Annotated in this window: 27 protein-coding genes, 1 rRNA gene and 1 other annotated feature; of the genes, 27 read left to right on the forward strand and 1 reads right to left on the reverse strand. The window is 47.4% G+C overall.

The window, feature by feature from the left end:
* The 9 genes from rrf to pssA form a co-directional block, all read left to right on the forward strand.
* Positions 1-94, forward strand: a 5S ribosomal RNA gene (gene rrf, locus FHS17_RS29100); the annotation flags it as partial.
* A gap of 618 nt (positions 95-712) precedes the next feature.
* On the forward strand, positions 713-1,174 hold the full coding sequence (locus tag FHS17_RS29105) for a CtsR family transcriptional regulator (RefSeq protein ID WP_167282797.1): 462 nt from the start codon (positions 713-715) through the stop codon (positions 1,172-1,174).
* Positions 1,175-1,212: 38 nt separating this feature from the next.
* Positions 1,213-1,737 (forward strand): protein-arginine kinase activator protein McsA, encoded by a 525-nt coding sequence (gene mcsA / locus FHS17_RS29110; protein ID WP_167282799.1) that lies wholly within the window; start codon positions 1,213-1,215, stop codon positions 1,735-1,737.
* Positions 1,738-1,759: 22 nt separating this feature from the next.
* Positions 1,760-2,839, forward strand: coding sequence for a protein-arginine kinase McsB (mcsB, locus tag FHS17_RS29115; RefSeq protein WP_167282801.1), 1,080 nt, complete (start codon positions 1,760-1,762; stop codon positions 2,837-2,839).
* Between the two features lie 3 nt (positions 2,840-2,842).
* Positions 2,843-5,296, forward strand: a complete 2,454-nt coding sequence (clpC, locus tag FHS17_RS29120) for an ATP-dependent protease ATP-binding subunit ClpC (protein WP_167282803.1) — start codon at positions 2,843-2,845, stop codon at positions 5,294-5,296.
* 173 nt (positions 5,297-5,469) lie between these two features.
* Positions 5,470-5,814, forward strand: coding sequence for an antibiotic biosynthesis monooxygenase (locus FHS17_RS29125; RefSeq protein ID WP_167282804.1), 345 nt, complete (start codon positions 5,470-5,472; stop codon positions 5,812-5,814).
* 178 nt (positions 5,815-5,992) lie between these two features.
* Positions 5,993-7,360: a DNA repair protein RadA gene (gene radA, locus FHS17_RS29130; RefSeq protein WP_167282806.1), complete on the forward strand. Its 1,368-nt coding sequence runs from the start codon at positions 5,993-5,995 to the stop codon at positions 7,358-7,360.
* Between the two features lie 10 nt (positions 7,361-7,370).
* Positions 7,371-8,447, forward strand: coding sequence for a DNA integrity scanning diadenylate cyclase DisA (gene disA, locus FHS17_RS29135; protein WP_167282917.1), 1,077 nt, complete (start codon positions 7,371-7,373; stop codon positions 8,445-8,447).
* Positions 8,448-8,534: 87 nt separating this feature from the next.
* Complete coding sequence (pssA, locus tag FHS17_RS29140; RefSeq protein WP_167282808.1) at positions 8,535-9,278, forward strand: CDP-diacylglycerol--serine O-phosphatidyltransferase; 744 nt, start codon at positions 8,535-8,537, stop codon at positions 9,276-9,278.
* A 71-nt stretch (positions 9,279-9,349) separates the two neighbouring features.
* Here the strand turns inward: pssA and FHS17_RS29145 are convergent, their stop codons facing one another.
* The gene (locus FHS17_RS29145) at positions 9,350-9,745 is read right to left on the reverse strand and encodes a nucleoside triphosphate pyrophosphohydrolase family protein (protein WP_167282919.1); all 396 of its coding nucleotides are present in this window, start codon (positions 9,743-9,745) and stop codon (positions 9,350-9,352) included.
* 149 nt (positions 9,746-9,894) lie between these two features.
* Here FHS17_RS29145 and FHS17_RS29150 point away from each other — a divergent pair, with 149 nt between their 5' ends.
* The 18 genes from FHS17_RS29150 to FHS17_RS29235 all read left to right on the forward strand — a co-directional run bounded on the left by FHS17_RS29150 (position 9,895) and on the right by FHS17_RS29235 (position 23,508).
* Positions 9,895-10,986, forward strand: a complete 1,092-nt coding sequence (locus FHS17_RS29150; protein ID WP_167282810.1) for a PIN/TRAM domain-containing protein — start codon at positions 9,895-9,897, stop codon at positions 10,984-10,986.
* Between the two features lie 44 nt (positions 10,987-11,030).
* Entirely contained in the window at positions 11,031-11,738 is a 708-nt protein-coding gene (ispD, locus tag FHS17_RS29155) for a 2-C-methyl-D-erythritol 4-phosphate cytidylyltransferase (protein ID WP_167282812.1), read from the forward strand.
* Positions 11,738-12,226: a 2-C-methyl-D-erythritol 2,4-cyclodiphosphate synthase gene (gene ispF / locus FHS17_RS29160; protein ID WP_167282814.1), complete on the forward strand. Its 489-nt coding sequence runs from the start codon at positions 11,738-11,740 to the stop codon at positions 12,224-12,226. The genes ispD and ispF overlap by 1 nt, the downstream gene beginning before the upstream one ends.
* Positions 12,227-12,259: 33 nt before the next feature.
* Positions 12,260-13,723 (forward strand): glutamate--tRNA ligase, encoded by a 1,464-nt coding sequence (gltX, locus tag FHS17_RS29165; protein ID WP_167282816.1) that lies wholly within the window; start codon positions 12,260-12,262, stop codon positions 13,721-13,723.
* A gap of 417 nt (positions 13,724-14,140) precedes the next feature.
* Positions 14,141-14,848, forward strand: a complete 708-nt coding sequence (cysE, locus tag FHS17_RS29170; RefSeq protein WP_341805944.1) for a serine O-acetyltransferase — start codon at positions 14,141-14,143, stop codon at positions 14,846-14,848.
* Entirely contained in the window at positions 14,845-16,263 is a 1,419-nt protein-coding gene (cysS, locus tag FHS17_RS29175; RefSeq protein ID WP_167282820.1) for a cysteine--tRNA ligase, read from the forward strand. Before cysE ends, cysS begins: the two co-directional genes overlap by 4 nt.
* 37 nt (positions 16,264-16,300) lie before the next feature.
* Positions 16,301-16,816, forward strand: coding sequence for a Mini-ribonuclease 3 (locus FHS17_RS29180; RefSeq protein ID WP_208420625.1), 516 nt, complete (start codon positions 16,301-16,303; stop codon positions 16,814-16,816).
* Between the two features lie 23 nt (positions 16,817-16,839).
* Positions 16,840-17,568 (forward strand): 23S rRNA (guanosine(2251)-2'-O)-methyltransferase RlmB, encoded by a 729-nt coding sequence (gene rlmB, locus FHS17_RS29185; RefSeq protein ID WP_091190770.1) that lies wholly within the window; start codon positions 16,840-16,842, stop codon positions 17,566-17,568.
* 3 nt (positions 17,569-17,571) lie between these two features.
* Complete coding sequence (locus tag FHS17_RS29190; RefSeq protein ID WP_167282822.1) at positions 17,572-18,102, forward strand: NYN domain-containing protein; 531 nt, start codon at positions 17,572-17,574, stop codon at positions 18,100-18,102.
* A 243-nt stretch (positions 18,103-18,345) separates the two neighbouring features.
* Complete coding sequence (gene sigH, locus FHS17_RS29195) at positions 18,346-18,996, forward strand: RNA polymerase sporulation sigma factor SigH (RefSeq protein WP_091190671.1); 651 nt, start codon at positions 18,346-18,348, stop codon at positions 18,994-18,996.
* A 389-nt stretch (positions 18,997-19,385) separates the two neighbouring features.
* Positions 19,386-19,535, forward strand: a complete 150-nt coding sequence (rpmG, locus tag FHS17_RS29200; RefSeq protein WP_015847242.1) for a 50S ribosomal protein L33 — start codon at positions 19,386-19,388, stop codon at positions 19,533-19,535.
* A 17-nt stretch (positions 19,536-19,552) separates the two neighbouring features.
* Entirely contained in the window at positions 19,553-19,762 is a 210-nt protein-coding gene (gene secE, locus FHS17_RS29205; RefSeq protein ID WP_091190672.1) for a preprotein translocase subunit SecE, read from the forward strand.
* A gap of 23 nt (positions 19,763-19,785) precedes the next feature.
* Positions 19,786-20,319: a transcription termination/antitermination protein NusG gene (gene nusG / locus FHS17_RS29210; RefSeq protein WP_091190675.1), complete on the forward strand. Its 534-nt coding sequence runs from the start codon at positions 19,786-19,788 to the stop codon at positions 20,317-20,319.
* 49 nt (positions 20,320-20,368) lie between these two features.
* On the forward strand, positions 20,369-20,794 hold the full coding sequence (gene rplK, locus FHS17_RS29215) for a 50S ribosomal protein L11 (protein ID WP_091190677.1): 426 nt from the start codon (positions 20,369-20,371) through the stop codon (positions 20,792-20,794).
* A gap of 134 nt (positions 20,795-20,928) precedes the next feature.
* Positions 20,929-21,621: a 50S ribosomal protein L1 gene (rplA, locus tag FHS17_RS29220; protein ID WP_167282824.1), complete on the forward strand. Its 693-nt coding sequence runs from the start codon at positions 20,929-20,931 to the stop codon at positions 21,619-21,621.
* 18 nt (positions 21,622-21,639) lie between these two features.
* Positions 21,640-21,792: a sequence feature (ribosomal protein L10 leader region), on the forward strand.
* 57 nt (positions 21,793-21,849) lie between these two features.
* Complete coding sequence (gene rplJ / locus FHS17_RS29225; RefSeq protein WP_167282826.1) at positions 21,850-22,350, forward strand: 50S ribosomal protein L10; 501 nt, start codon at positions 21,850-21,852, stop codon at positions 22,348-22,350.
* Between the two features lie 94 nt (positions 22,351-22,444).
* Entirely contained in the window at positions 22,445-22,804 is a 360-nt protein-coding gene (gene rplL, locus FHS17_RS29230; protein ID WP_167282828.1) for a 50S ribosomal protein L7/L12, read from the forward strand.
* Positions 22,805-22,905: 101 nt separating this feature from the next.
* Positions 22,906-23,508, forward strand: coding sequence for a class I SAM-dependent methyltransferase (locus FHS17_RS29235; protein WP_167282830.1), 603 nt, complete (start codon positions 22,906-22,908; stop codon positions 23,506-23,508).
* The last annotated feature ends 97 nt before the right edge of the window (positions 23,509-23,605 follow it).

Genomic DNA, 23,605 nt, shown 5'->3' on the forward strand with positions numbered 1-23,605 from the left:
ACCACGCGTTCCCATACCGAACACGACCGTTAAGCCCTCCAGCGCCGATGGTACTTGGACCGCAGGGTCCTGGGAGAGTAGGACGTCGCCAAGCAGCGAGGGGCCTGTCGCATTACGCGGCAGGCTTTTTGTTTTGTCTTATCCACAGCACTTATCAACGTTTCATCCACATCCCTAACAGCTGATCCCCACTAGGATTAAGCTGCTTTTTTGTTTTTCTATCCACATGTGAATAGTCACTCAATTTCAACTTATCTGCCGAATTATTTAATGATTGTGCATAAGTTCAAAATCACTAACGTTAGCAGCACTGAGATAACTGAATAACCAGTGGATAGAAGCTGAACATGATCTATTTCTATCCCCTTTTTATCCGCAGCCTGTTTACAAACACCTGAATTTTGTTGAATAACAATTAAAGAAGCTTTCTTGGTTACACAACGTTTATACACAAGTGTGAGTAAAGTGTGACAAAATGCAGCTGCAGCTGAGTGTGACAAGGGTTTACTGTGTATAAATAAGATGAATCCGCACCATGATAGATAATGGCGATAGTGCGAGTTTTAAATTATCAGAAAATTGAAATTCCATGTATTGACCTTTCCTGATTTTTGCGTATAATAAGGTTAAAGTCAAAGAAAGTCAAAGTCAGTTGGGGCAGCATTTTTCCACAAATGCATCCACAGCTCATGTCGCCAGGAGGTTGGTAAATTTGCGTAACATTTCCGATCTCATCGAGCAGTACTTGAAGCAAATGTTGCAGGAAAGCCCGGAAGGCGCTGTTGAAATTCAACGCAATGAACTGGCAGACAAGTTTTCCTGCGTTCCGTCGCAGATTAATTATGTAATCAGTACCCGATTCACACTGGAGAAGGGTTACATGGTTGAGAGCAAGCGCGGCGGCGGCGGCTATATCCGTATTCAGCGGGTAGATTTGCCGGCACTTAAGACGATCCAATACCATATCCATCAGACGATTGGCGATTGTGTCGAACAAAGTGTAGCGGAGGGGCTTATTTATCAGATGGAAGAGGCAAGGCTAATAACGAAACGTGAAGCGAACCTGCTTCGTGCAGCTGTTGATCGTGAGACCATTGCTGTTATGCTGCCGCTTCGCGATGAGATTAGAGCCAGATTACTGCGCTCCATGCTGATAACTTTATTAGCCAAATAAGCGCCTGAGAAGGTTACACCGGAAGGAGGGGATTCGGCTTGATTTGCCAAGAATGCGGCAAGAAGCCGGCAACGCTTCATTTTACGAAAATCGTGAACGGTGAAAAAACCGAATTTCACATCTGTGAATCCTGTGCTAGAGAACGTGGGGAAGGAATTCCCGGCGCTCCTAACGGGTTCTCCATTCACAGTCTGCTGTCGGGCCTTCTCGATTTCGATCCGAGTAGTTCCAGTGGCACGAACAGCGCCAAGCAACAGCAAATGATCCGTTGTGAAAATTGCGGATTAACGTATGCGCAATTCAGCAAGCTCGGCAGATTTGGATGCAGCAATTGCTACCGCCAATTCGCCGACAAGTTAGATCCATTGCTGAAACGGGTACATGGTAATGCGGTACATGTAGGGAAGATTCCGAAACGTTCCGGTGGCCAAATTCAGTACAAGCGAGAGATTGAAAAGCTGCGGCGTGATTTGCAAAGCCGCATTGAACGAGAAGAATTTGAAAGCGCGGCTCATATTCGTGATCGAATCCGTGAGCTGGAGCGTAAAATAGTAGATCTGTAAGGCGCACGAAGGAGGGTTACTCTTGGCGAGTCGTCGTTTCTCACAACAAGCGTTAAGCGATTGGATGAAGGGAGATGGTCCAGAATCCGAAATCGTCATTAGCAGCCGAGTACGCATTGCGCGAAACTTAAGGCACTTTCCGTTCCCGATGCTTGCAACCAACCAGCAATCGATTGATGTCATGAATCAGCTGACAGCTATTGGACATTCCGATAAGCTGGATCCTATTGGCCGATTCGATACGATTGTTTTATCGGAGCTAAGCGAACTGGAAAGACGGGTATTGGTCGAAAAACATTTGATTAGTCCCAACCTGGCTAATGAGTCACGCGGAGGGGCGGTTATCTTAAGCGAAAATGAATCGATTAGTATTATGATTAACGAAGAAGATCATCTTCGTATCCAATGTCTTTACCCGGGCTTTCAAGTCAAAGAGGCTTGGACACTGGCTAATCAGATCGATGATATTTTCGAGGAAGAAGCGAACTACGCTTTTGATGAACAAAGAGGTTATTTGACCACTTGTCCAACAAATGTAGGAACTGGAATACGCGCATCAGTAATGATGCATTTGCCGGCACTGGTGCTTACACAGCAAATTAACCGCATTTTATCAGCGGTTACGCAGGTTGGGCTCGCTGTCCGCGGGATGTATGGGGAAGGCAGCGAAGCGCTTGGCAATATATTTCAAATCTCGAACCAGATTACGCTTGGACAGTCCGAGAGCGAGATCATTGATAATTTGCATGGTGTAGCTAAGCAGATTATCGAGCATGAGAAGTCCGCTCGCCAAAGGCTTTTATCCGAATCACGTATGCGGATCGAAGATCGGGTGAAACGGTCATTCGGCATCTTATCTTATGCAACGATTATGGACTCCAAAGAGTCCGCACAGCGGCTGTCCGATGTAAGGCTAGGTGTTGATCTGGGATTACTGGAACACATCACGTCACAATCTTTAAATGAGTTAATTGTTATGACACAGCCAGGGTTCTTGCAGCAGACGTTCAACGAAAAGATGAGTGCTGAACAGCGGGATTACCGCAGGGCTGAATTAATCCGCATTCAATTGCGGGGTCAAACCGAGCATGGGGGTGCATGAAACATGATGTTTGGACGATTTACAGAGCGTGCGCAAAAGGTACTTGCCTTGGCGCAGGAGGAAGCGGTTCGTCTTGGTCACAATAATATTGGTACAGAGCATATTTTACTTGGCCTGATTCGCGAAGGGGAAGGTATTGCAGCGAAGGCATTAATCGGGCTTGGTCTTGGTCTTGAGAAAATTCAAGATGAAGTAGAAGCATTAATTGGTCGTGGGCAAGAACAACCAACGAATATTGCTTATACGCCGCGTGCGAAGAAAGTCATTGAGCTGTCGATGGATGAAGCAAGAAAGCTTGGCCATACGTATGTAGGTACAGAACATATCCTGCTTGGTCTGATTCGTGAAGGTGAAGGCGTAGCAGCTCGGGTTCTTAATAACCTCGGCATCAGCCTGAACAAAGCTCGTCAGCAAGTATTGCAGCTGCTTGGCAGCAGCGAAGCGGTATCTAGCAATCATGGATCACCTTCGAATGTGAGCACACCAACGCTGGATGGATTAGCAAGAGACCTGACGGCTTATGCACGCGAAGGTAATCTTGATCCGGTTATCGGCCGCAGCAAAGAAATTGAACGTGTTATTCAAGTGCTGAGCCGTCGTACGAAGAACAACCCGGTATTGATTGGTGAGCCTGGTGTTGGTAAAACGGCAATCGCTGAAGGTCTCGCACAAAAGATTATCGCTAACGAGATCCCTGAAACGCTGCGTGACAAACGTGTAATGACACTGGATATGGGCTCTGTAGTAGCCGGTACGAAATACCGCGGTGAGTTCGAAGACCGATTGAAAAAAATTATGGATGAGATCCGTCAAGCGGGTAACATCATCCTGTTCATTGATGAGCTGCATACGCTGATTGGTGCAGGCGGTGCAGAAGGCGCGATTGACGCTTCCAATATTCTGAAGCCTGCGCTTGCGCGTGGTGAACTGCAATGTATTGGTGCCACAACGCTGGATGAATATCGCAAGTACATTGAGAAGGATGCCGCTCTTGAGCGCCGCTTCCAGCCAATTACCGTCGACCAACCGTCGCCGGAAGAAGCGATTCAAATTTTGCATGGTCTCCGTGACCGTTATGAAGCTCATCACCGTGTAAAAATTACGGACGAAGCAATCGTTCAAGCGGTGAAACTGTCTGACCGTTATATTACAGACCGGTTCCTGCCGGACAAAGCGATCGACCTGATCGACGAGGCGAGCTCGAAGGTAAGACTGAACTCCTATACGGTACCGCCTAACCTGAAACAGCTGGAGAACCGTCTGGATGATATCCGCAAGGAAAAAGACTCCGCGGTTCAAAGCCAAGAATTCGAGAAGGCAGCAGCGCTTCGTGATACGGAGCAAAAGATTCGTGAAGAGCTCGATATTACGAAGAACCAATGGAAAGAGAAACAAGGCCGTACCGATTCCGAAGTTACGACAGAGGATATCGCACAGGTTGTAGCGAGCTGGACTGGTATTCCGGTTAGCAAGCTGGCAGAGGAAGAGACCGAGCGTCTGCTCAATATGGAATCGATCCTTCATGACCGTGTTATCGGTCAAGACGAAGCGGTCAAATCCGTATCACGGGCCATTCGCAGAGCCCGTGCAGGTCTGAAAGATCCGAAGCGTCCAATCGGCTCGTTTATTTTCCTCGGCCCTACTGGTGTAGGTAAAACCGAGCTTGCCCGAGCTCTTGCTGAAGCGATGTTTGGTGATGAGAATGCGGTAATCCGCATCGACATGTCGGAATATATGGAGAAGCATTCGACTTCCCGTCTCGTCGGAGCGCCTCCAGGTTATGTCGGCTATGAAGAAGGCGGTCAATTGACCGAGAAAGTACGCCGCAAACCATATTCCGTTGTCCTGCTTGACGAGATTGAGAAAGCCCATCCGGAAGTATTCAACATTCTGCTGCAAGTACTGGAAGATGGTCGCTTGACCGATTCCAAAGGCAGAGTAGTCGATTTCCGTAATACGCTGATCATCATGACGTCAAACGTAGGTGCGGATCAAATTAAACGTAATTCATCACTTGGCTTTACGGCTGTACACGATGCTGGCCGTGAATTCACTCAAATGAAAGACAAAGTAATGGCAGAGCTTAAGAAAAGCTTCCGTCCGGAGTTCCTGAACCGGATCGACGAATCGATTGTGTTCCACGCGCTGGAGCAAGAGCATATCGCTCAAATCGTAACGCTGATGTCCGACGAGCTTCGTAAACGGCTTCGTGAGCAAGAGGTTGATTTCAACCTCACAGATGCTGCAAAAGCTTTCCTAGCCAAAGAAGGCTTCGATCCACAATATGGTGCACGTCCACTGCGTCGTGCAATCCAGAAGCATATCGAAGACCGGCTGTCTGAGGACTTGCTGCTCGGTAATATCCGTAAAGGTGATTCCTTCGTCATCGATGAGAAAGATGGCGGGTTGACGGTAACGAAAACAGAAGTTGCCTCCGAGGAGCCAGCTGCTAAATAAATAATTTGAGACCAAGGCTGTCCAGCAAGGGTAACACCTTTATCGGGCAGCCTTGGTTTTATTGTCTATTTGACAATGATAATCATTATCGTATATGCTTGATATAACATACATTTTATTAAAGTTATTCAGTGACTGATAGAAGATTGATTTGGTTAGATGGAGGAATGATTATGATCGTCGTAACGAATACGATAAAAGTGAAAAAGGGCCATGGCGAGGAGGTTGCTGGACGTTTCCAAAAAACGAAAGGCGTTGATCAATCCCCAGGTTTTGTACGCATGGAGGTTATGTTGACGGAAGGGCTCATCGAGTATGATGAGCTGAAGGTATGCACGACTTGGGAGGATAAAGCTTCCTTTGAGGCTTGGGTAAACAGTGATTCCTTCCGCCAGGCACATGCCCATCGAGGCAGCAAATCATCTAGTCCGCAAGAGGGTGAAGGAGAGCGTATTATGCTCGGCTCTCACCTGACAACCCATCAAATCCTGGTATCCCGGGAAGCAGTAAAGGTATAATTTCTAATATTCTTCTTATACTAACTTCAACGAAAGCTTTCTCTATTCCACTCACGGAGCAGGGGAGGCTTTTTGCTATTGGTAACTTGTCCGTACATTAGTTCGTAAGAAGGGGTTTATACCCCACCGATAAAATGGTAAACTTTTAAATGGAAACGCTTGTTAAAAGGAGCCTTGTATGGCAAAGATAAAGTTGAAGTTTGTATGTACGGAATGTGGGACGGAATCGCCGAAATGGCTTGGCAAATGTCCAGGCTGCCAGTCTTGGAATACGATGGTGGAAGAAAAAGAAACCGTAATTAAGACACAAGGTGTTGGTCTTCGTGTGGCTCAGACGAAAGAAAAGCCGCAATCCATCATACATATAGAAAGTGGGCAGGAACCGCGTATTGAAACCACGTTGCAGGAGCTTAACCGCGTGCTGGGCGGAGGCGTTGTACCGGGCTCGCTGATTCTGGTAGGTGGTGATCCTGGTATCGGGAAATCAACGCTGCTCTTGCAAACTTCGCATGCCTTGGCATCAAAAGGACTGAAGGTGCTGTATATTTCCGGGGAGGAATCCGTTCGTCAGACGCGTCTTCGCGCTGACCGACTTGGTGCTTTGACGGAATCACTATTTGTCCTTTGTGAGACGAATATGGAGCAGGTCAATGACGCAATCGATATGGTTCAGCCGGACTTTCTTGTCATTGACTCAATCCAAACGGTTTATGATCCTAGTGTCCAGTCGGCACCAGGCAGCGTCGCGCAGGTTAGGGAATGTACAGCGCATTTCATGCGTGTGGCTAAGATTAATGGCATTGCAACCGTACTTGTTGGGCATGTAACGAAGGAAGGCGCGATTGCAGGCCCTCGTTTGTTGGAGCATATGGTTGACTGTGTGCTTTATTTCGAAGGCGAACGCCATCATACATACCGGCTGCTTCGTGCGGTTAAGAACCGTTTCGGTTCCACGAACGAGATCGGCATTTTTGAAATGGGTGAAGATGGCTTACGTGAGGTGCTCAATCCCTCAGAGCTGTTCTTGTCCGAGCGTCCGCTTGGTGTATCCGGCTCTACGGTTGTAGCCAGCATGGAAGGAACAAGGCCAGTGCTCGTTGAGCTTCAGGCACTTGTCGCAGCAACAAATTTCCCGTCGCCGCGTCGGATGTCTACAGGGATCGATCATCACAGGATGGCCTTAATTATTGCAGTATTAGAAAAGCGGATCGGTATGTTTCTACAAACGCAGGATGCCTATTTGAATGTAGCGGGCGGCGTGAAGCTGGATGAGCCAGCTGTCGACTTAGCTGCTGCTGTATCGCTGGCATCAAGCTTTCGTGATGCACCGACTCGGCCGTATGATGTTATTTTCGGCGAGATCGGCTTAACAGGCGAAGTGCGCGCGGTGTCCCGTGCCGAGCAGCGGGTGAAGGAAGCAGAGAAGCTTGGCTTCAAGCGCGTCATTATGCCGGAGAAGAGCTTGAAAGGCTGGAAGACACCAGAAGGCATTGAGATAATCGGCGTGAGTACGGTAGCAGAAGCGCTGTCCGCAGCACTTGGATAGGGGGCAAATGATGAAGGAACAAAGTCAGCTAGAAATAATGAATCAGCTTTTGCAGTTAGTCGCACCAGGCACCCCGTTCCGTGATGGGCTTGATAATGTACTTCGAGCCAAAACGGGCGCGCTACTTGTTGTAGGGTATAGTCCCGAAGTGATGGAAGTCGTTGATGGAGGCTTCTCCATTAATTGTGATTTCTCGCCAAACTATTTGTATGAGCTTGCTAAGATGGACGGAGCGATTATCCTCAGTGAGGATATGAAGCGTATTTTGTACGCCAATACACAGCTTATCCCGAATAACTCGATATCCTCAATCGAGACCGGTATCCGCCATCGTACGGCGGAGCGGGTTGCGAAGCAGACAGGTAAGCTTGTCGTATCAATCTCGCAGCGCCGGAATATCATTACACTGTATCAAGGCAATCTGCGTTATTCACTGAAAGAAATGGGCGTCATCCTGACGAAGGCTAATCAAGCGATTCAGACGCTGGAGAAATATAAGGTCGTACTCAGCCAGTCCCTGACGAATTTGTCTGCTCTGGAATTCGAAGAGCTGGTCACTCTGCAGGAAGTGGCACATGTTGTTCAGCGTGTTGAGATGGTGCTTCGGGTCAAAATGGAGATTAAGCGTTACGTAACGGAGCTTGGTACTGAAGGACGCCTGATCGCGATGCAGATGGATGAGCTTGTAAATGGTGTGGATGAAGATGCCTGGTACTTGCTTAAAGATTATGCGAAAGATAACTCCGATGATAAAATTCGTGAAATCCGGGTTGCACTCAAGAAGTTAAGCGCTGAAGATTTACTCGATGCTCCTCCAATTATTCGCCTTCTGGGTTACACCCACACGGCAGCAATGGTAGAGGAAGCGGTATCTCCACGTGGTTTCAGACTGCTGAATAAGATTCCACGTCTTCCATTAATTATTATGAATAACCTCATTGAACGGTTCGCTCGTCTGCCTCATATTTTGATGGCAACCATTGATGAGCTTGACGAAGTGGACGGAATTGGGGAGGTTCGGGCACGTGCTATTAAGGACGGCTTGAAACGGATCCAAGAGCAGATGTTCATTGACAGACAAATTTAAATCTCATACAATGGATGGAATGTGTACCGTATTACGATCATACATTAGTAAACGGTTTTAGGGCATAGTAGAGAAGAGGTGGAATAGATGATCACTAAGTCGATACCGAGCCTTCTCACGGTCGGGAACTTGTTCCTTGGAATAGCCGCCATCATTCTAGTGTTTAATGAAAAGCCGGAAACAGCTGCGATGATGGTTATTATTGCGATGCTGCTTGACGGTGTGGACGGCCGTGTAGCACGTGCACTGAATGTGCAAAGCGAGTTCGGCAAAGAGCTCGATTCATTATCCGATGTGATCTCGTTCGGCGTTGCGCCGGCTTTTATTATGTATGTTGTTGCCTTTCAGGAGCTTAACCCAGCCATTGCTTGGATTATTACCGCGTTGTTCCCAATCTGCGGCGCTTTGAGGCTTGCCCGATTTAATGTTATACCCGGGAAACCAGGTTATTTCATCGGTCTTCCAATACCTGCTGCCGGAGGCGTGGTTTCTACACTTGCGCTATTCCATGACGATATTACAGTTTCGGTTTTATTAGCGAGCACACTTGTGCTTTCCCTATTGATGGTTAGTACGATTAAGTATCCTAATTTCAAAAAAATCGGTATTTCCAAGGGTGCCATTTGGGCGATTCCATTTGTAGTGGCGCTGGCGATTTTCCTTGGGATCCAATTCCCTGACCAATTATCAAAAATTATCTTTGTACCGATGTTGTTATATGCGCTTTATGGCTTAAAAAAAAACGTTGATAGCCGCCTGAAGAAACGTGTGCGTAAACGCCGCGCCCAAGAGGCTCAAGACGAAAACGTACAGTCGGAGACGATTGCTTAAAAGAATAAAAAGGAGCTGTACCCTATTCTCGTCTTGACGAGTAAAGGATACAGCTCCTTTTTTACTTCCATCTAAGTTAAGTTAAATAATCCGAGTGTTGAGCATTTGTCGTATTCTTTGGCGAGAACTTCGTCTAATTCAATATCAAGCAGATTGCACATCGCGGTCATGTAGAACAGATTGCGTCCGAGCTCGGATTTGAGCACGTCGCGGCATGATTCACATACATGGCCGGAAATGTGATTTTGAAGCGTAGATTTAGCACTCTCGAGATTAGGTTCATCTGAATACTCTTGCTTGCGTGCATTGAGCTCAATACAACCACAATCCGTGACGGCCTTTGTAACTGCGCGGTTAACGGATGCACCGGACTGACCGAACTTGGACATGACATCAAGCAAACTTCGATGTCTAAGTAATAATTCCGACACTTGCTGCTGAAATTGTTCCAGCGTAGGAGCGCTCATCGATTCCACCTCTTTCATCAGCTTCATCTGCTATAATTGCTAATTCCATTATAAGCATACCTTGCCATCATTTCAAAATGAAAAATCATTCATGAGCACAGGGTTAGCCCGCCCATTATTGGAACATAATTGTAATGGAGGTGGTATTTATGATGAGACGTATGATTCAGATCGTCGGACTATTATTTGGCGGTTTGGCAGGTTTAGAAGTACAAGGAAAAACAAATGGCATGGAAAGCTGGTCGCAATCGTCGCTTGGTATTTGGCAGGGAACAAGTTTGTATTATTTCGCGATTGGGGCACTCTTTGGTCTTCTAGTGGCAACAATGGTAGCAGGTCGGCTTATTCGCTTTATGCAGCGTGGAGTCGAGCAAACGGCCGAGATGCCAATGAGAGATCTGATGGCAGGGGGCGGAGGTCTTCTTGCAGGGCTGCTCTTATCCGTTTTACTGTATCCCGCAGTATCCAAAATTGGCGGTCCAGGCATGCTTATTCCAGCTGCAATGTCGCTCTTCTTCGGTTATTTGGGACTCAGAATTGGGTGGTATAAGAAGGACGAGCTGTTTGATGCAGCTTCTGCTATGTTGGAACAACGTAAAGCTCCGCCAGCGGTGGATGAAACAAGTGGTTTTGAGGAACATAAAATTTTGGACACAAGTGTTATTATTGATGGTAGAATCGCGGACATTTGCAAAACCGGTTTTATTGAAGGCACGCTGGTCATACCAGAATTCGTGCTGGAGGAGCTGCAGCATATTGCAGATTCTTCCGATTTGCTTAAGCGTAACCGGGGTCGCCGCGGGCTCGATATTTTGAACAAAATTCAAAAGGAACTTGATGTACGAGTGCTGATCTACGAAGGAGACTTTGAAGAAATAGGCGAGGTGGACAGTAAATTGGTCAAACTGGCTAAAGTACTTAAAGGCAAGGTCGTCACGAATGATTTCAATTTGAATAAAGTTTGCGAGCTGCAAGGGGTATCGGTTCTTAATATTAACGACTTGGCAAATGCAGTGAAGCCTGTCGTCCTTCCCGGAGAAGAAATTATCGTACAAGTTATTAAGGACGGCAAAGAGCATGGACAAGGTGTCGCTTACTTGGATGACGGCACGATGATCGTTGTCGAAGGCGGACGTGACTATATCGGCACCACGATGGAAGTGCTGGTAACGAGTGTTCTGCAAACCTCAGCTGGCCGAATGATATTTGCAAAGCCGAAGCTGTTGGAAAAAGCGCTGTAACCTTGTATAGTAGGGAGTAGCTATTTTACAAGGAGACTTAAGCGATGAATGCACATTGGGGAGTGGTTATCGTCGCGGCCGGACGCGGTTCGCGAATGGGAACCAAAGAAAGCAAACAATATTTGCCGCTGCATGGAAAGCCGATTCTCGTCCATACTTTGGAGCTGTTCCAGTCGATGGACGAGATTGCCGATATAGCGCTTGTTGTAGGCGCTGATGATGTTGAGCGCTGCAGCATGCTGGTGCAGGAGTACAAGCTTGGGAAAGTTACGGCTGTTGTAGCAGGAGGAAGCGAGCGTCAGCATTCGGTATTTGCCGGGATCAAGGCTTTGTCTCCGGATGCGAAATGGGTTATGGTACATGACGGCGTTCGGCCGCTTGTGACCCCTAAGGCGGTACGTGCCTGCTGCGAAAGAGCGGAGCAAAGCGGGGCAGCCGTCCTTGCCGTGCCGGTTAAGGATACAATTAAACAGGTAGATGACACAGGTCTGATCATTTCAACCCCAGACCGCCGAAGCTTGTGGGCGATACAAACGCCGCAAGCTTTTCGTCGTGATTTGCTGACGGAAGCGCATCAGCACGCAGTAGATGAGCTGTTCCTCGGGACGGATGATGCGATGGTGGTTGAACGGATGGGGGCACCTGTCGTTATTGCTGAAGGCGACTATACGAATATTAAGATTACAACGCCGGATGATCTGCCATGGGCAGAGTTATTGTTAGAGAAACGCAGGAGAGAGGAGCAGGAATAATGATTCGAGTAGGACAAGGCTTTGATGTACATCAGTTGGTGGAGGGGCGTCCATGTATTATAGGGGGCGTCACAATTCCTTATGAGAAAGGATTGCTTGGTCATTCCGATGCAGATGTGCTGCTTCATGCCATTTCGGATGCTATTTTGGGAGCGCTGGGCTTAGGAGATATCGGCAAGCATTTCCCAGATACGGCTGAAGAATTTAAAGACGCTGACAGCCTGAAGCTGCTGGAGCAGGTATGGGCGCTTGCGAAGGAGCGAGGCTATAAGCTTGGTAATTGTGATTCTACGATCATTGCGCAACGACCGAAGATGGCACCTTATATCCCACAAATGGCTGAGATTATCGCGCGTGCGCTGGAAGCGGATGTGGAGCAAGTGAACGTGAAAGCAACAACTACTGAACAACTCGGATTTACAGGCAGAGGCGAAGGAATTGCATCGCAGTCGGTTGTTTGCTTAATTAAGGATGGTATAATCAAGTAACAGTTTTAAGATATACGAGAGGGGTAATTCATTATGACACAAGAAATTAGAGTCCGTTATGCGCCGTCGCCAACGGGTCATTTACATATTGGTAATGCAAGAACGGCCTTATTCAATTATTTGTATGCACGCAGCCTAGGCGGCAAATTTATTATCCGGATTGAAGATACCGATGTGAAGCGTAACGTGGCAGGCGGGGAAGAAAGCCAGCTGAAATATTTGAAATGGCTTGGCATGGACTGGGATGAGAGCATAGATATCGGCGGAGGCTACGGGCCGTACCGTCAGACGGAACGCCTTGATCTTTACAAAGAGTACTGGCAGGACCTGATTGATCGCGGTCTGGCATACCGCTGCTATTGCACAGAAGAGGAGCTCGAACAGGAGCGGGAAGAGCAAACAAGCCGCGGCGAGACGCCTCGTTATTCTGGACGCCACCGCGATCTGACGGAAGAGCAGCGCCAAGCATTTGAAGCGGAAGGCCGTGTACCAAGCGTTCGTTTCCGTGTGCCTGAAAACAAAACCTATGCATGGGACGATATGGTGAAGGGCTCAATCAGCTTCGATACGACTGAGATGGGCGACTTCGTTATTGTGAAGAAGGACGGTATCCCAACGTACAATTTCGCAGTTGTTGTTGACGATTACTTGATGAAAATCAGCCACGTGCTGCGCGGCGAAGATCATATCTCCAACACTCCTCGCCAGCTGATGATCTATGAAGCACTTAACTGGGAAGCACCGAAGTTTGCTCATATGACTTTGATCGTAAATGAAAGTCGTAAGAAGCTTAGCAAACGCGATGAGTCAATCATTCAGTTTATTGAGCAATATGACGATCTGGGCTATTTGCCAGAAGCGTTATTTAATTTCATCGCACTGCTTGGCTGGTCACCAGAAGGCGAGCAGGAGATTTTCTCACACGATCAACTAGTTGAAGTATTTACAGCTGAACGTCTGAGCAAAAGCCCGGCCGTATTCGATACGCAAAAGCTTAGCTGGATGAACGGGGAGTACTTGAAAAAAATTGATTTGGATCGTCTTGTTGATCTGTGTCTGCCGCATCTGCAAAAGGCTGGACGCGTTGCGGAGCAATTGGATGAAGCTGGACGTGTTTGGGTTACGGCTCTAGCTGCCTTGTATCAGGAAAAACTTCGTGCGGCTTCGGATATCGTTGCCCTGACGGATTTGTTCTTCGCTGAAACAGTTGTGGATGAAGAGGAAGCAGCTGTCGTGCTTGCTGAAGAGCAAGTACCGGTAGTACTTGCAGCATTCCTTACGAAGGTTAAAGAAAATGATGCTGAGGCCTTTACAGTTGACGGCATTAAAGATTGGATTAAAGCGGTTCAAAAAGAAACAGGCTTCAAAGGCAAGCAGCTGTTCATGCCAATTCGGGCAGCACTTACCGGCCAAACGCATGGCTCTGATTTGAACCAATCGATTGCTCTGCTTGGCAGAAATAAGGTCATTAACCGCCTTAACAACCGTCTGGCTTAATTTATCAGCTGGGCAGGTTTGAACAAGCCAGGGGATTATTCCCTTGTCACCCGTATAGGGATTCGTTATACTGATACTAATTACAATTTGATGAATTTCGAAAAAGCCGTGAACAGGAAAAGTACGTTTAGCCGGATTTACAGAGAGGACAATCAGCATGGGCTTACTCATGTGGGCTGGGAATTGTCTAATTCGGAGACGGAAGAATGCACCTGGGAGCTTTGTTCCGATCCGTATCCTTCCACTTCGTATACCGAAGATGGCGGAGCGGGGTAGGCAGCAACGTTAGCCAACGTTACAGGCGTTAAGACGGACAGCCGGATATGGCATGCCGAAGCTCTCGCAGCAGCGGTATATGATCTGGTTCGTTCAAGCAGAGTGGAACCGCGACGTTACACGCCCGCCTCTGCAGCATTTATATGCTGCAGAGGCTTTTTTTATTGCCGGGAGAGGAGAAATCACATGTTTCGCCATTTTCGATCAGATATTAACGCAGTATTTGAGAACGACCCCGCGGCGCGAAGCCGATTCGAAGTCATTTTTACGTATTCCGGCCTGCATGCCATATGGGCTCATCGGATCGCTCATATGCTGTTCCGCCGAAAATGGTTTACCGTTGCACGTATGGTCTCGCAGTTTAGCCGCTTTATGACAGGCATTGAGATTCATCCGGGAGCGACGATCGGACATCGGTTATTCATTGACCACGGGATGGGAATTGTTATTGGGGAAACATGCGAGATTGGTGATGATGTTGTCATCTATCAAGGTGTTACTCTGGGGGGGACCGGCAAGGAAAAAGGGAAGCGGCATCCAACGATCGGCAACAACGTGGTTATCGGATCAGGTGCAAAAGTATTAGGCTCGTTCAGTATTGGCGATAATTCGAATATTGGATCCAATGCCGTCGTCCTTCGTGAAGTGCCGGATAACTGTACAGTAGTTGGCAATCCAGGACGAGTCGTTAGGCGGAACGGTGAGCGGGTTGGAGATCGGCTGGATCATAAACAGCTGCCGGACCCTGTCATCGAGATGTTCCGCGAAATGCAAAAAGAAATTAATGGCTTAAAGTCCGAGGTAGAGAAGCTTCGGCAGCCTGTAGCTGGAGGAGAAACGAGATCATGAATGTTCAAATTTATAATACGCTGACCCGATCCAAGGAAGCGTTCGTCCCGCAGGAGCCGGGAAAAGTAAAGATGTACGTATGTGGACCAACGGTCTATGACTATATTCATATCGGCAACGCACGTCCGGTTATTTTCTTCGACGTTGTACGTCGTTACCTGGAATACGCAGGGTATGATGTTAATTATATTGTGAACTTTACGGATGTAGATGATAAGCTGATCCGCAAGGCAGAGCAGCTTGGATTGACGGTTCCTGAAGTTGCAGATAAGTTCATTGATGCATTCAACGAAGATATTGTTGCACTTGGTGTGCATAAGGCGACAATCAATCCACGAGTTACCGAGCATATCCCATCTATCGTTGCGTTTATTCAAGGCCTTGTCGACAAAGGCTATGCCTATGCAAGTGAAGGTGACGTTTACTACCGCACTTCGAAGTTTGAGGATTACGGCAAGTTGTCTCATCAAAATCTGGAGGAGCTTCAGTTCGGCATCCGGATCGAAGTTGGTGATCGTAAAGAGAATCCGCAGGACTTCGTTTTATGGAAAGGTGTTAAGCCTGGTGAAATTAACTGGGAAAGTCCTTGGGGACCTGGGCGCCCAGGATGGCATATAGAATGCTCGGCAATGGCTCGTGAGTATCTGGGAGATACGCTGGACATTCACGGTGGCGGTCATGACCTGCAGTTCCCGCATCATGAATGCGAGGTAGCTCAATCTGAGGCGTTTACTGGCAAGCCTCTTGCGAATTATTGGATGCATAATGGTTATATTCATATTAACAATGAGAAAATGTCCAAATCGCTTGGCAATGGCATCACTGTTCGTGAGCTCGTGAAGAAGGTGAAGCCAGCTGCCATTCGTTATTTCATTTTGTCGACGCATTACCGCAGCCCACTCAACTTCACGGATGAGACCATTACTCAAGCGGAAAACAGTGTAGAGCGGATTGCAAACTGTGCGGCGAACTTGAAGCATCGTCTTACTGCATTTGGCGAACAAGCTGAGGGTGCCGCATCGGCCGAACCTGAGCTTGTTGAAAGACTGGCGCAAATTAAGGCACAGTTCGGAGTGAAGATGAACGATGATTTCAATACACCAGATGCAATTACGGCCGTATTCGACCTTGTAACCGAAGCGAATCAATATATGAATCGCACGGATGCCACGGCGGCAGGAGTGACTGCAATACTTGAGGCACTTGAGCAAATAAACGCCGTGATTGGCCTTCTTCCTGAAGCGGATGCGAACGCCGAATTGCTTGATGAGGAGATTGAAGCACTAATTGTGGAGCGGACAGAAGTACGCAAAGCAAAGAACTGGGCACGGGCGGACGAAATCCGCGATCTGCTCACGGAAAAAGGAATTGCACTAGAGGACACTCCGCAAGGGATTCGTTGGCGGCGCCTGTAGGCATCTTCCGCGAATCGGAATTGGAGGAAGTGTTATTTTGAATAGCAATAATGAACGGGAATTTGGGGATATAGAGGAAGCGGGATCAGGGGATGGAACAGGAGCGGGAGCGGGAGTGGGACTTCTGTTCCATCGTCCTTCCAAGAAGACACAGCTTATTAATCCGGTTGTGCTCGCTTATGTAGGTGACAGCGTATTTGAACTTCTTGTGAGGCAATACCTTGTATCGCTTACCAACCATAAATCGCATCACCTTCATAAGGAAGCGACTAAGATCGTTTCTGCGAAAGCTCAGCGTAAGCTGCTTGAGAAGTGGCAGCCGATGCTAAGTGAAGAAGAAGCGGATATTGTAAGGCGCGGACGCAATACGAAATCAGGAGCACCACCGAAAAACGCCGACCCTGCAGATTACAGGCAGGCCACTGCGCTGGAATGTCTGGTTGGCTATTTGTACTATGAGGGCCAGATTGAGCGTCTGCATGAACTATTTGCGGCAGCAATGGCACCGTCTATAACTGAAGAACAGCAAGAAGAGAAGGAGGGTCAAGCGTGACTGAACGTTACAACCAAGAAGAAATGATTGCCGGCAAGCATCCTGTCATGGAGGCACTCCGTTCCGGACGTGATATTAATAAAATCTGGATTGCTGAAGGCGCACAGAAGAGCCTGACTCAACCGATTGTGGCGGAAGCCAAACAGCATGGCGTTATCGTCCAGTTTGTGGACAAGCGTAAGCTTGATACGATGGTAGAAGGTGTGCAGCATCAGGGCGTAGTTGCTCAGGCAGCTGCTTTTGCCTATGCAGAAGTAGAGGATCTGCTTGCAAGAGCACGTGAGCTCAACGAAACACCATTCCTGCTTATCTTGGACGAGATCGAAGATCCCCATAACCTTGGTTCTATTCTGCGTACGGCAGAGTGTACCGGCGTACATGGCGTTATTATTCCAAAGCGCCGTTCCGTCGGCCTAACGGCATCTGTGCTTAAAACATCGGCTGGAGCGGCGGAACATGTACCCGTTGCTCGAGTGACGAACCTGGCACAGACCATTGACCGTTTGAAAGAAGAAGGTGTATGGGTAGCGGGTACTGATGTAAGTGCGCCGCAGGATGTTTACAAGACAAAGTTTGATCTGCCTCTTGCGATTGTGATCGGGAATGAAGGCAAAGGCATGGGACGATTAATTAAAGAAAAATGCGATTTCCTTGTGAAGCTGCCGATGCACGGCCGGCTTAATTCCTTGAATGCCTCTGTAGCAGCAGGTGTTCTGATGTACGAAGTGGTCAGGCAGCGTCGGAGCGTATAGCCGATGAACCGGCGTAATGATATTTTGCTGGTGGACGGCTATAACATGATCGGTGCCTGGCCTGTGCTTGAGAAGCTGAAGGAAATTGATCTGGAGGAAGCGCGGGACAAGCTGCTGGACATGCTGGCTGATTATCAGGGTTTTTCGGGGATGATGGTATATGTTATTTTTGATGCCCATCAGGTGCCTGGACTTGGGGCTACCTATCGGCATCATAAGCTGACGATCCTCTATACAAAAGAGAAAGAAACGGCAGACGAATGCATTGAACGTCTTGTAAGTGAGCTGATGGCAAGACGCCGCAATGTATTCGTCGCAACTTCTGATCTTGTCGAGCAGCATGTTGCGTTTGGCAAAGGAGCACTTCGGCTGTCAGCGAGAGAGCTTCTGATCGATATTAATCAGAACCGAAAACAGATTGAACACACCTTGCGCGAACGCGAAAGCTCACCCGGAAAACGTAATACGCTGGACGGCAATCTTAGTCTTGAGGTGCGTACAAAGCTCGAACGACTGAGGCGAGGAGACAAGTAGCTCTTAATTCATCCATAAAATTACATAATTACTAGTATTACGACTCTCTCAAAACGGCAAATCGGTTGACGGTGTAAGATTACATAATGTATACTGACTCTATATTTAGTGATGAGAACGGTGGGTTATATCGCTATTTTGTCTTAGTTGACAGTTTAGACGTTCGTTATGGTAATGAAGCCATACATGTTTGGTTGCATATGAATCTAGCGGCGTACGCCTTGCAGGCCGGAGGGATAGTTTGTGAGCATCGACCTCAAAAAATGGAGTACGCTTGAGTATGACTGCAGTTCTGACGAGGATATCGTAGAAGCGGTTCGTAACGGCGACAGTCTAGCTCTTGAATATTTGATCAACAAATATAAGAACTTTGTCCGTGCCAAGGCGCGTTCGTACTTCCTTATCGGTGCCGATCGGGAAGATATCGTGCAGGAAGGCATGATCGGACTCTATAAATCTATTCGCGACTTTAAAGGGGACAAACTTGCCAGCTTTAAAGCATTTGCGGAGTTATGTATCACGCGGCAGATTATTACTGCCATTAAGACGGCTACGAGACAGAAGCATATACCGCTCAACTCCTATGTTTCGCTCGACAAACCTATTTATGATGAAGATTCGGACCGTACCCTGCTTGATGTTATTTGCGGCACTCGGGTATCCGATCCGGAAGAGCTCATTATTAACCAAGAGGAATTCGTAGGTCTGGAAGATAAGATGTCCGAGATTCTAAGCGATCTGGAGCGTAAGGTGCTCATGCTTTATTTGGATGGGAGATCGTACCAGGAGATTGCTGTCGATTTGGACAGGCATGTGAAGTCGATTGATAATGCTTTGCAGCGTGTAAAGCGTAAGCTAGAGCGTTACTTGGAAGTTCGTGATCTTAGCAGTTAATCTATTAACCTCTATAAGTATTTATAGAGTCTATATGAGCTGTTCATCCGCCAGGCTGCAAGCCAAGGGCGGAGGACAGCTCATTTTCATGTTTTGCGCGCGAAATGTACGCTAACTCTCCTTTGGACGGTGCATTCATTGACACAGGAGTTATAAAAGCAGGAATTGTGACGATAATGGTAGAGACGAGAGTTCCGATATCGACTTTTTTCCATAATATTCGCTACGGTACAGCCTATGTTTCCATTGACATGCAATATGCCGTGTGATAAATTGTTTTAGGTAGGCCTTAATGCGAGGCTTTGTTTCGTATTGGGGTTGATGTTGGGACGACATAATATCATTATGACGTCGTAATCCGTATTTAGCAGTTCGGGAGGTGTAATTCAATGCGGGTAATTATCACGTTGGCATGCACAAACTGCAAACAGAGAAACTATGCGAGCAGCAAGAACAAACGCAATCACCCCGACCGCATCGAGTTGAAGAAGTTTTGCAAGTTCTGTAACGAGCAGACTCCTCATCGCGAGACGAGATAGTCATTGGAGGTGTTGACGTGGCATTTTTGGCTAAACTGAAGCAAAGCTTCGGAACAACGTTTAGTTTCTTTGCCGACAGCTGGGCAGAACTTAAAAAAGTTCGCTGGCCAAACCGTAAAGAGTTGACAAGCTATTCGATCGTCGTACTTCTAACGATCGCGTTTGTGACGATTTACTTTTGGCTTCTTGACATCGGGATCTCGTCTCTAGTTGAACTGATTGTTTAAGAAGGGTCCAAAGGTGGATTGGAATGGAAAAAAGATGGTATGTCGTACACACTTACGCCGGTTATGAGAACAAAGTGAAAGCCAATTTGGAGCGTCGCCTCGAATCGATGGGCATGGAAGATAAGATCTTTCGCGTTCTGGTTCCAATGGAAGAAGAAGTGGTAGAGAAGGACGGTAAGAAAAAGACCGTTCAACGTAAAGTCTATCCCGGCTACGTCCTTGTGGAGATGGTTCAAACTGACGATTCATGGTATGTTGTTCGCAATACACCGGGCGTCACAGGATTTGTAGGGTCGACGGGATCTGGCTCCAAGCCAATTGCGCTTATGCCAGATGAAGTTGAACAAATTCTGAAGCATATGGGCATGGAAGAACCGAAGCCGAAGATTGAATTCGACCTGAAGGAAACCGTGCGCGTCAAAGAAGGTCCTTTTGCAGACTTTGTTGGTACGATAGAAGAAATTCTACTCGACAAAGCGAAGCTTAAGGTACATGTCAACATGTTTGGCAGGGAAACCCCTCTTGAGCTTGATTATACTCAAGTGGAGAAGATCTAGTATCTTTGTTTCCAGGTTTGGGATTACCAGTGTAAGGAGGTGTTAAGTCATGGCAAAAAAGGTTATCAAAATGGTCAAACTGCAGGTTCCTGCAGGCAAAGCTAATCCGGCTCCGCCGATTGGTCCAGCACTAGGTCAAGCAGGCGTTAACATTATGGCATTCTGTAAAGAATTCAATGCGCGTACTGCAGATCAAGCGGGATTGATTATCCCGGTTGTTATCACAGTGTTTGAAGACCGTTCCTTCACTTTCGAAACTAAAACTCCGCCGGCAGCAGTATTGCTTCGCGTAGCAGCAGGTATCGAAAAGGGTTCCGGTGAACCAAACAAGAAGAAAGTTGCTACGGTTAATCGTGCGAAAGTACGTGAGATCGCTGAGCAAAAAATGCCTGACCTGAATGCAGCTTCCGTTGAGGCAGCAATGCTTATGATTGAAGGTACTGCACGCAGCATGGGTGTTACAATCGTTGACTAATTGTGCTGCTGACCGCTTGCGGTCACTGCACAAGGGCCGCCTATAAGGCGATGCCCAGCGAAGTTTCGGCTTCGTAGGTGGGAGGAGTCCCGATCGGGAATTTTCCGCTACAACCACAAAGGAGGAAAACTCAAATGGCTAAACATGGCAAAAAATATTTGGAAGCAGCTAAGCTGATCTCCAGCGAAGCAACTTACGAGTCTTTGGAAGCTATCGAGCTTGTAAAGAAGGCTGCTACAGCAAAATTCGACGAATCCGTTGAAGTAGCTGTACGTCTGGGCGTTGACCCTCGTAAACAAGACCAAGCGGTTCGTGGCGTTGTTGTACTTCCGCATGGTACTGGTAAAACGAAACGTGTTCTCGTATTCGCGAAAGGCGAAAAAGCAAAAGAAGCAGAAGCTGCTGGCGCTGACTTCGTTGGCGATGCAGACATGATCAACAAAATCCAACAAGGCTGGTTCGATTTCGACGTCTGCGTAGCAACGCCGGACATGATGGCTGAAGTTGGTAAACTGGGTCGTATCCTCGGTGGTAAAGGCCTTATGCCTAACCCTAAAGCGGGTACGGTAACATTCGACGTTACTAAAGCTGTTCAAGAAATTAAAGCTGGTAAAATCGAATACCGTCTTGATAAAGCAGGTCAAATCCATGCTCCAATCGGCAAGGTTTCCTTCGATGCTGAGAAACTTAATGAAAACCTTAAGTCTCTGATCGATGCTTTGAACCGTGCTAAACCGGCAGCAGCTAAAGGGGTTTACCTGAGAAACATCTCCGTTTCCTCGACTATGGGCCCTGGTGCTCGTCTTAACGTATCGGTTTACCGTTAAGTTAACGAGAACGGAACTAACATTCGAATACGCATACCGTAGACAGTAGGTGCCGTAAGGCTTAATTCCCTACCGAGGTGTTATGATAAATAGACTTGCGCGTGATTAACTTTACGGCAACAATATATCATGGCCTTCGCAGTCTCTGTGGAGGCCTTTCTCATGCACCCTAAGCTGAGGAAGCTTGTCATAAAACGGAATGTACAAATTTTATGGGAGGTGTACGTTTTGGCAAACGCAAAAATCATCCAAGAGAAACAACAGGCGGTTGAAGTGATCACAGCGAAACTTCGTGAGAGCTCCAGCACTGTCGTTGCAGACTATCGCGGATTGAACGTTGGGCAAGTAACTGAACTTCGTAAACAGCTTCGTGAAGCTGGTATCGAGTTTCAAGTACTGAAAAACTCGCTCGTTCGCCGTGCTACTGAAGCTGCGGAATTGACAGAACTGAACAGCATTTTGGTTGGTCCTACAGCCATCGCTTTCAGCGTTGACGATGCCGTAGCACCAGCGAAAATCTTGAACGATTTCGCTAAAAAGAATGACGCGCTGAAATTAAAAGGCGGCGTTGTTGAAGGTAAAGTAGTAGGTGCGGAAGAGATCAAAGCACTGGCGGAACTTCCGTCCCGCGAAGGCTTGCTCTCCATGCTCCTCAGCGTTCTGCAAGCTCCAATGCGCAACTTCGCGCTTGCGGTTAAAGCAGTTGGCGAGCAAAAAGAATCAGCTTAATAATAGCTGTTGCATAAACCATGTTCGAACTGCTGACCTTCTTCAGAAGGCGGCATAAACCAAAAAAAATAAAAACACTCTCGGAGGTATAATCATGTCTAAAGAGCAAATCTTAGAAGCGATTAAAGTTATGACTGTTCTTGAACTGAACGATCTTGTTAAAGCAATCGAAGAAGAATTCGGCGTTACAGCTGCTGCACCAGTTGCAGTTGTTGCAGGCGGCGCAGCAGAAGTTGCTGAGCAAACTGAATTCGACGTTATCCTTAACAACGCTGGCGCATCGAAAATCAACGTAATCAAAGTTGTTCGCGAAATCACAGGTCTTGGCCTGAAAGAAGCGAAAGACCTGGTTGACGGCGCTCCTAAAGCAATCAAAGAAAATGTTGCTAAAGAAGAAGCAGAAGCAGTTAAAGCTAAGCTTGAAGCAGCTGGCGCATCTGTAGAAGTGAAGTAATTTCACTTCAAACTATAATAACGGGCCCCTTGAAACGTCACGTTTCAAGGGGTTCGTTGCATGTTAAAGCCATGAAGAGCGATAGGCAGGAGGCCATAAGGATGTCGGACCACTATTACTCCCAAACTCCGGGAGTGAAGCATGATAGACAAATACATGAGGCGAACCTTCGAGGGTATACGCTACGATTTATGACGGATGCCGGCGTTTTCTCCAAATCAGGTGTCGATTATGGCAGTCGTGTACTGCTGGATGCGCTCGTTCTTGCGCCGTCTGCTAAAGTGCTGGATGTCGGGTGCGGTTATGGGCCCATCGGATTAACTGCGGCTAAGCTTGCGCCAGAGGGGCATGTAACCATGATCGACATTAATGAACGTGCTGTGGAACTCTCGAAAGAGAATGCCAAGCTAAACGGAATAAACAATGTTACGGTTACGCAAAGTGATATCTATGAATCGGTGAAAGAGAACCGGTATGATGTTATCTTGACCAACCCTCCTATTCGGGCAGGCAAACAAGTAGTTCATCGTATTTTCGAAGAGGGTTATCAGCTCCTAAATCCCGGCGGTAAGATGTGGGTTGTCATTCAGAAGAAGCAAGGCGCGCCATCGGCGGAAGCCAAGCTGGAGTTGCTGTTTGGCGATGTGGAAGAGGTAACGAAGGACAAGGGGTACAGGATTTTTTTGGCAACGAAATCTAGCTAACGATTTTCTTGACTTGACTTTTTAGATATGGTAATATTATAAAATGTCAGCATTAAATTGGGCTCAATCTCTTTAGTCAACTAAAATGTCAAGTGCG

It is taken from the genome of Paenibacillus lupini (assembly GCF_011761355.1).
Lineage (GTDB): Bacteria > Bacillota > Bacilli > Paenibacillales > Paenibacillaceae > Pristimantibacillus > Pristimantibacillus lupini.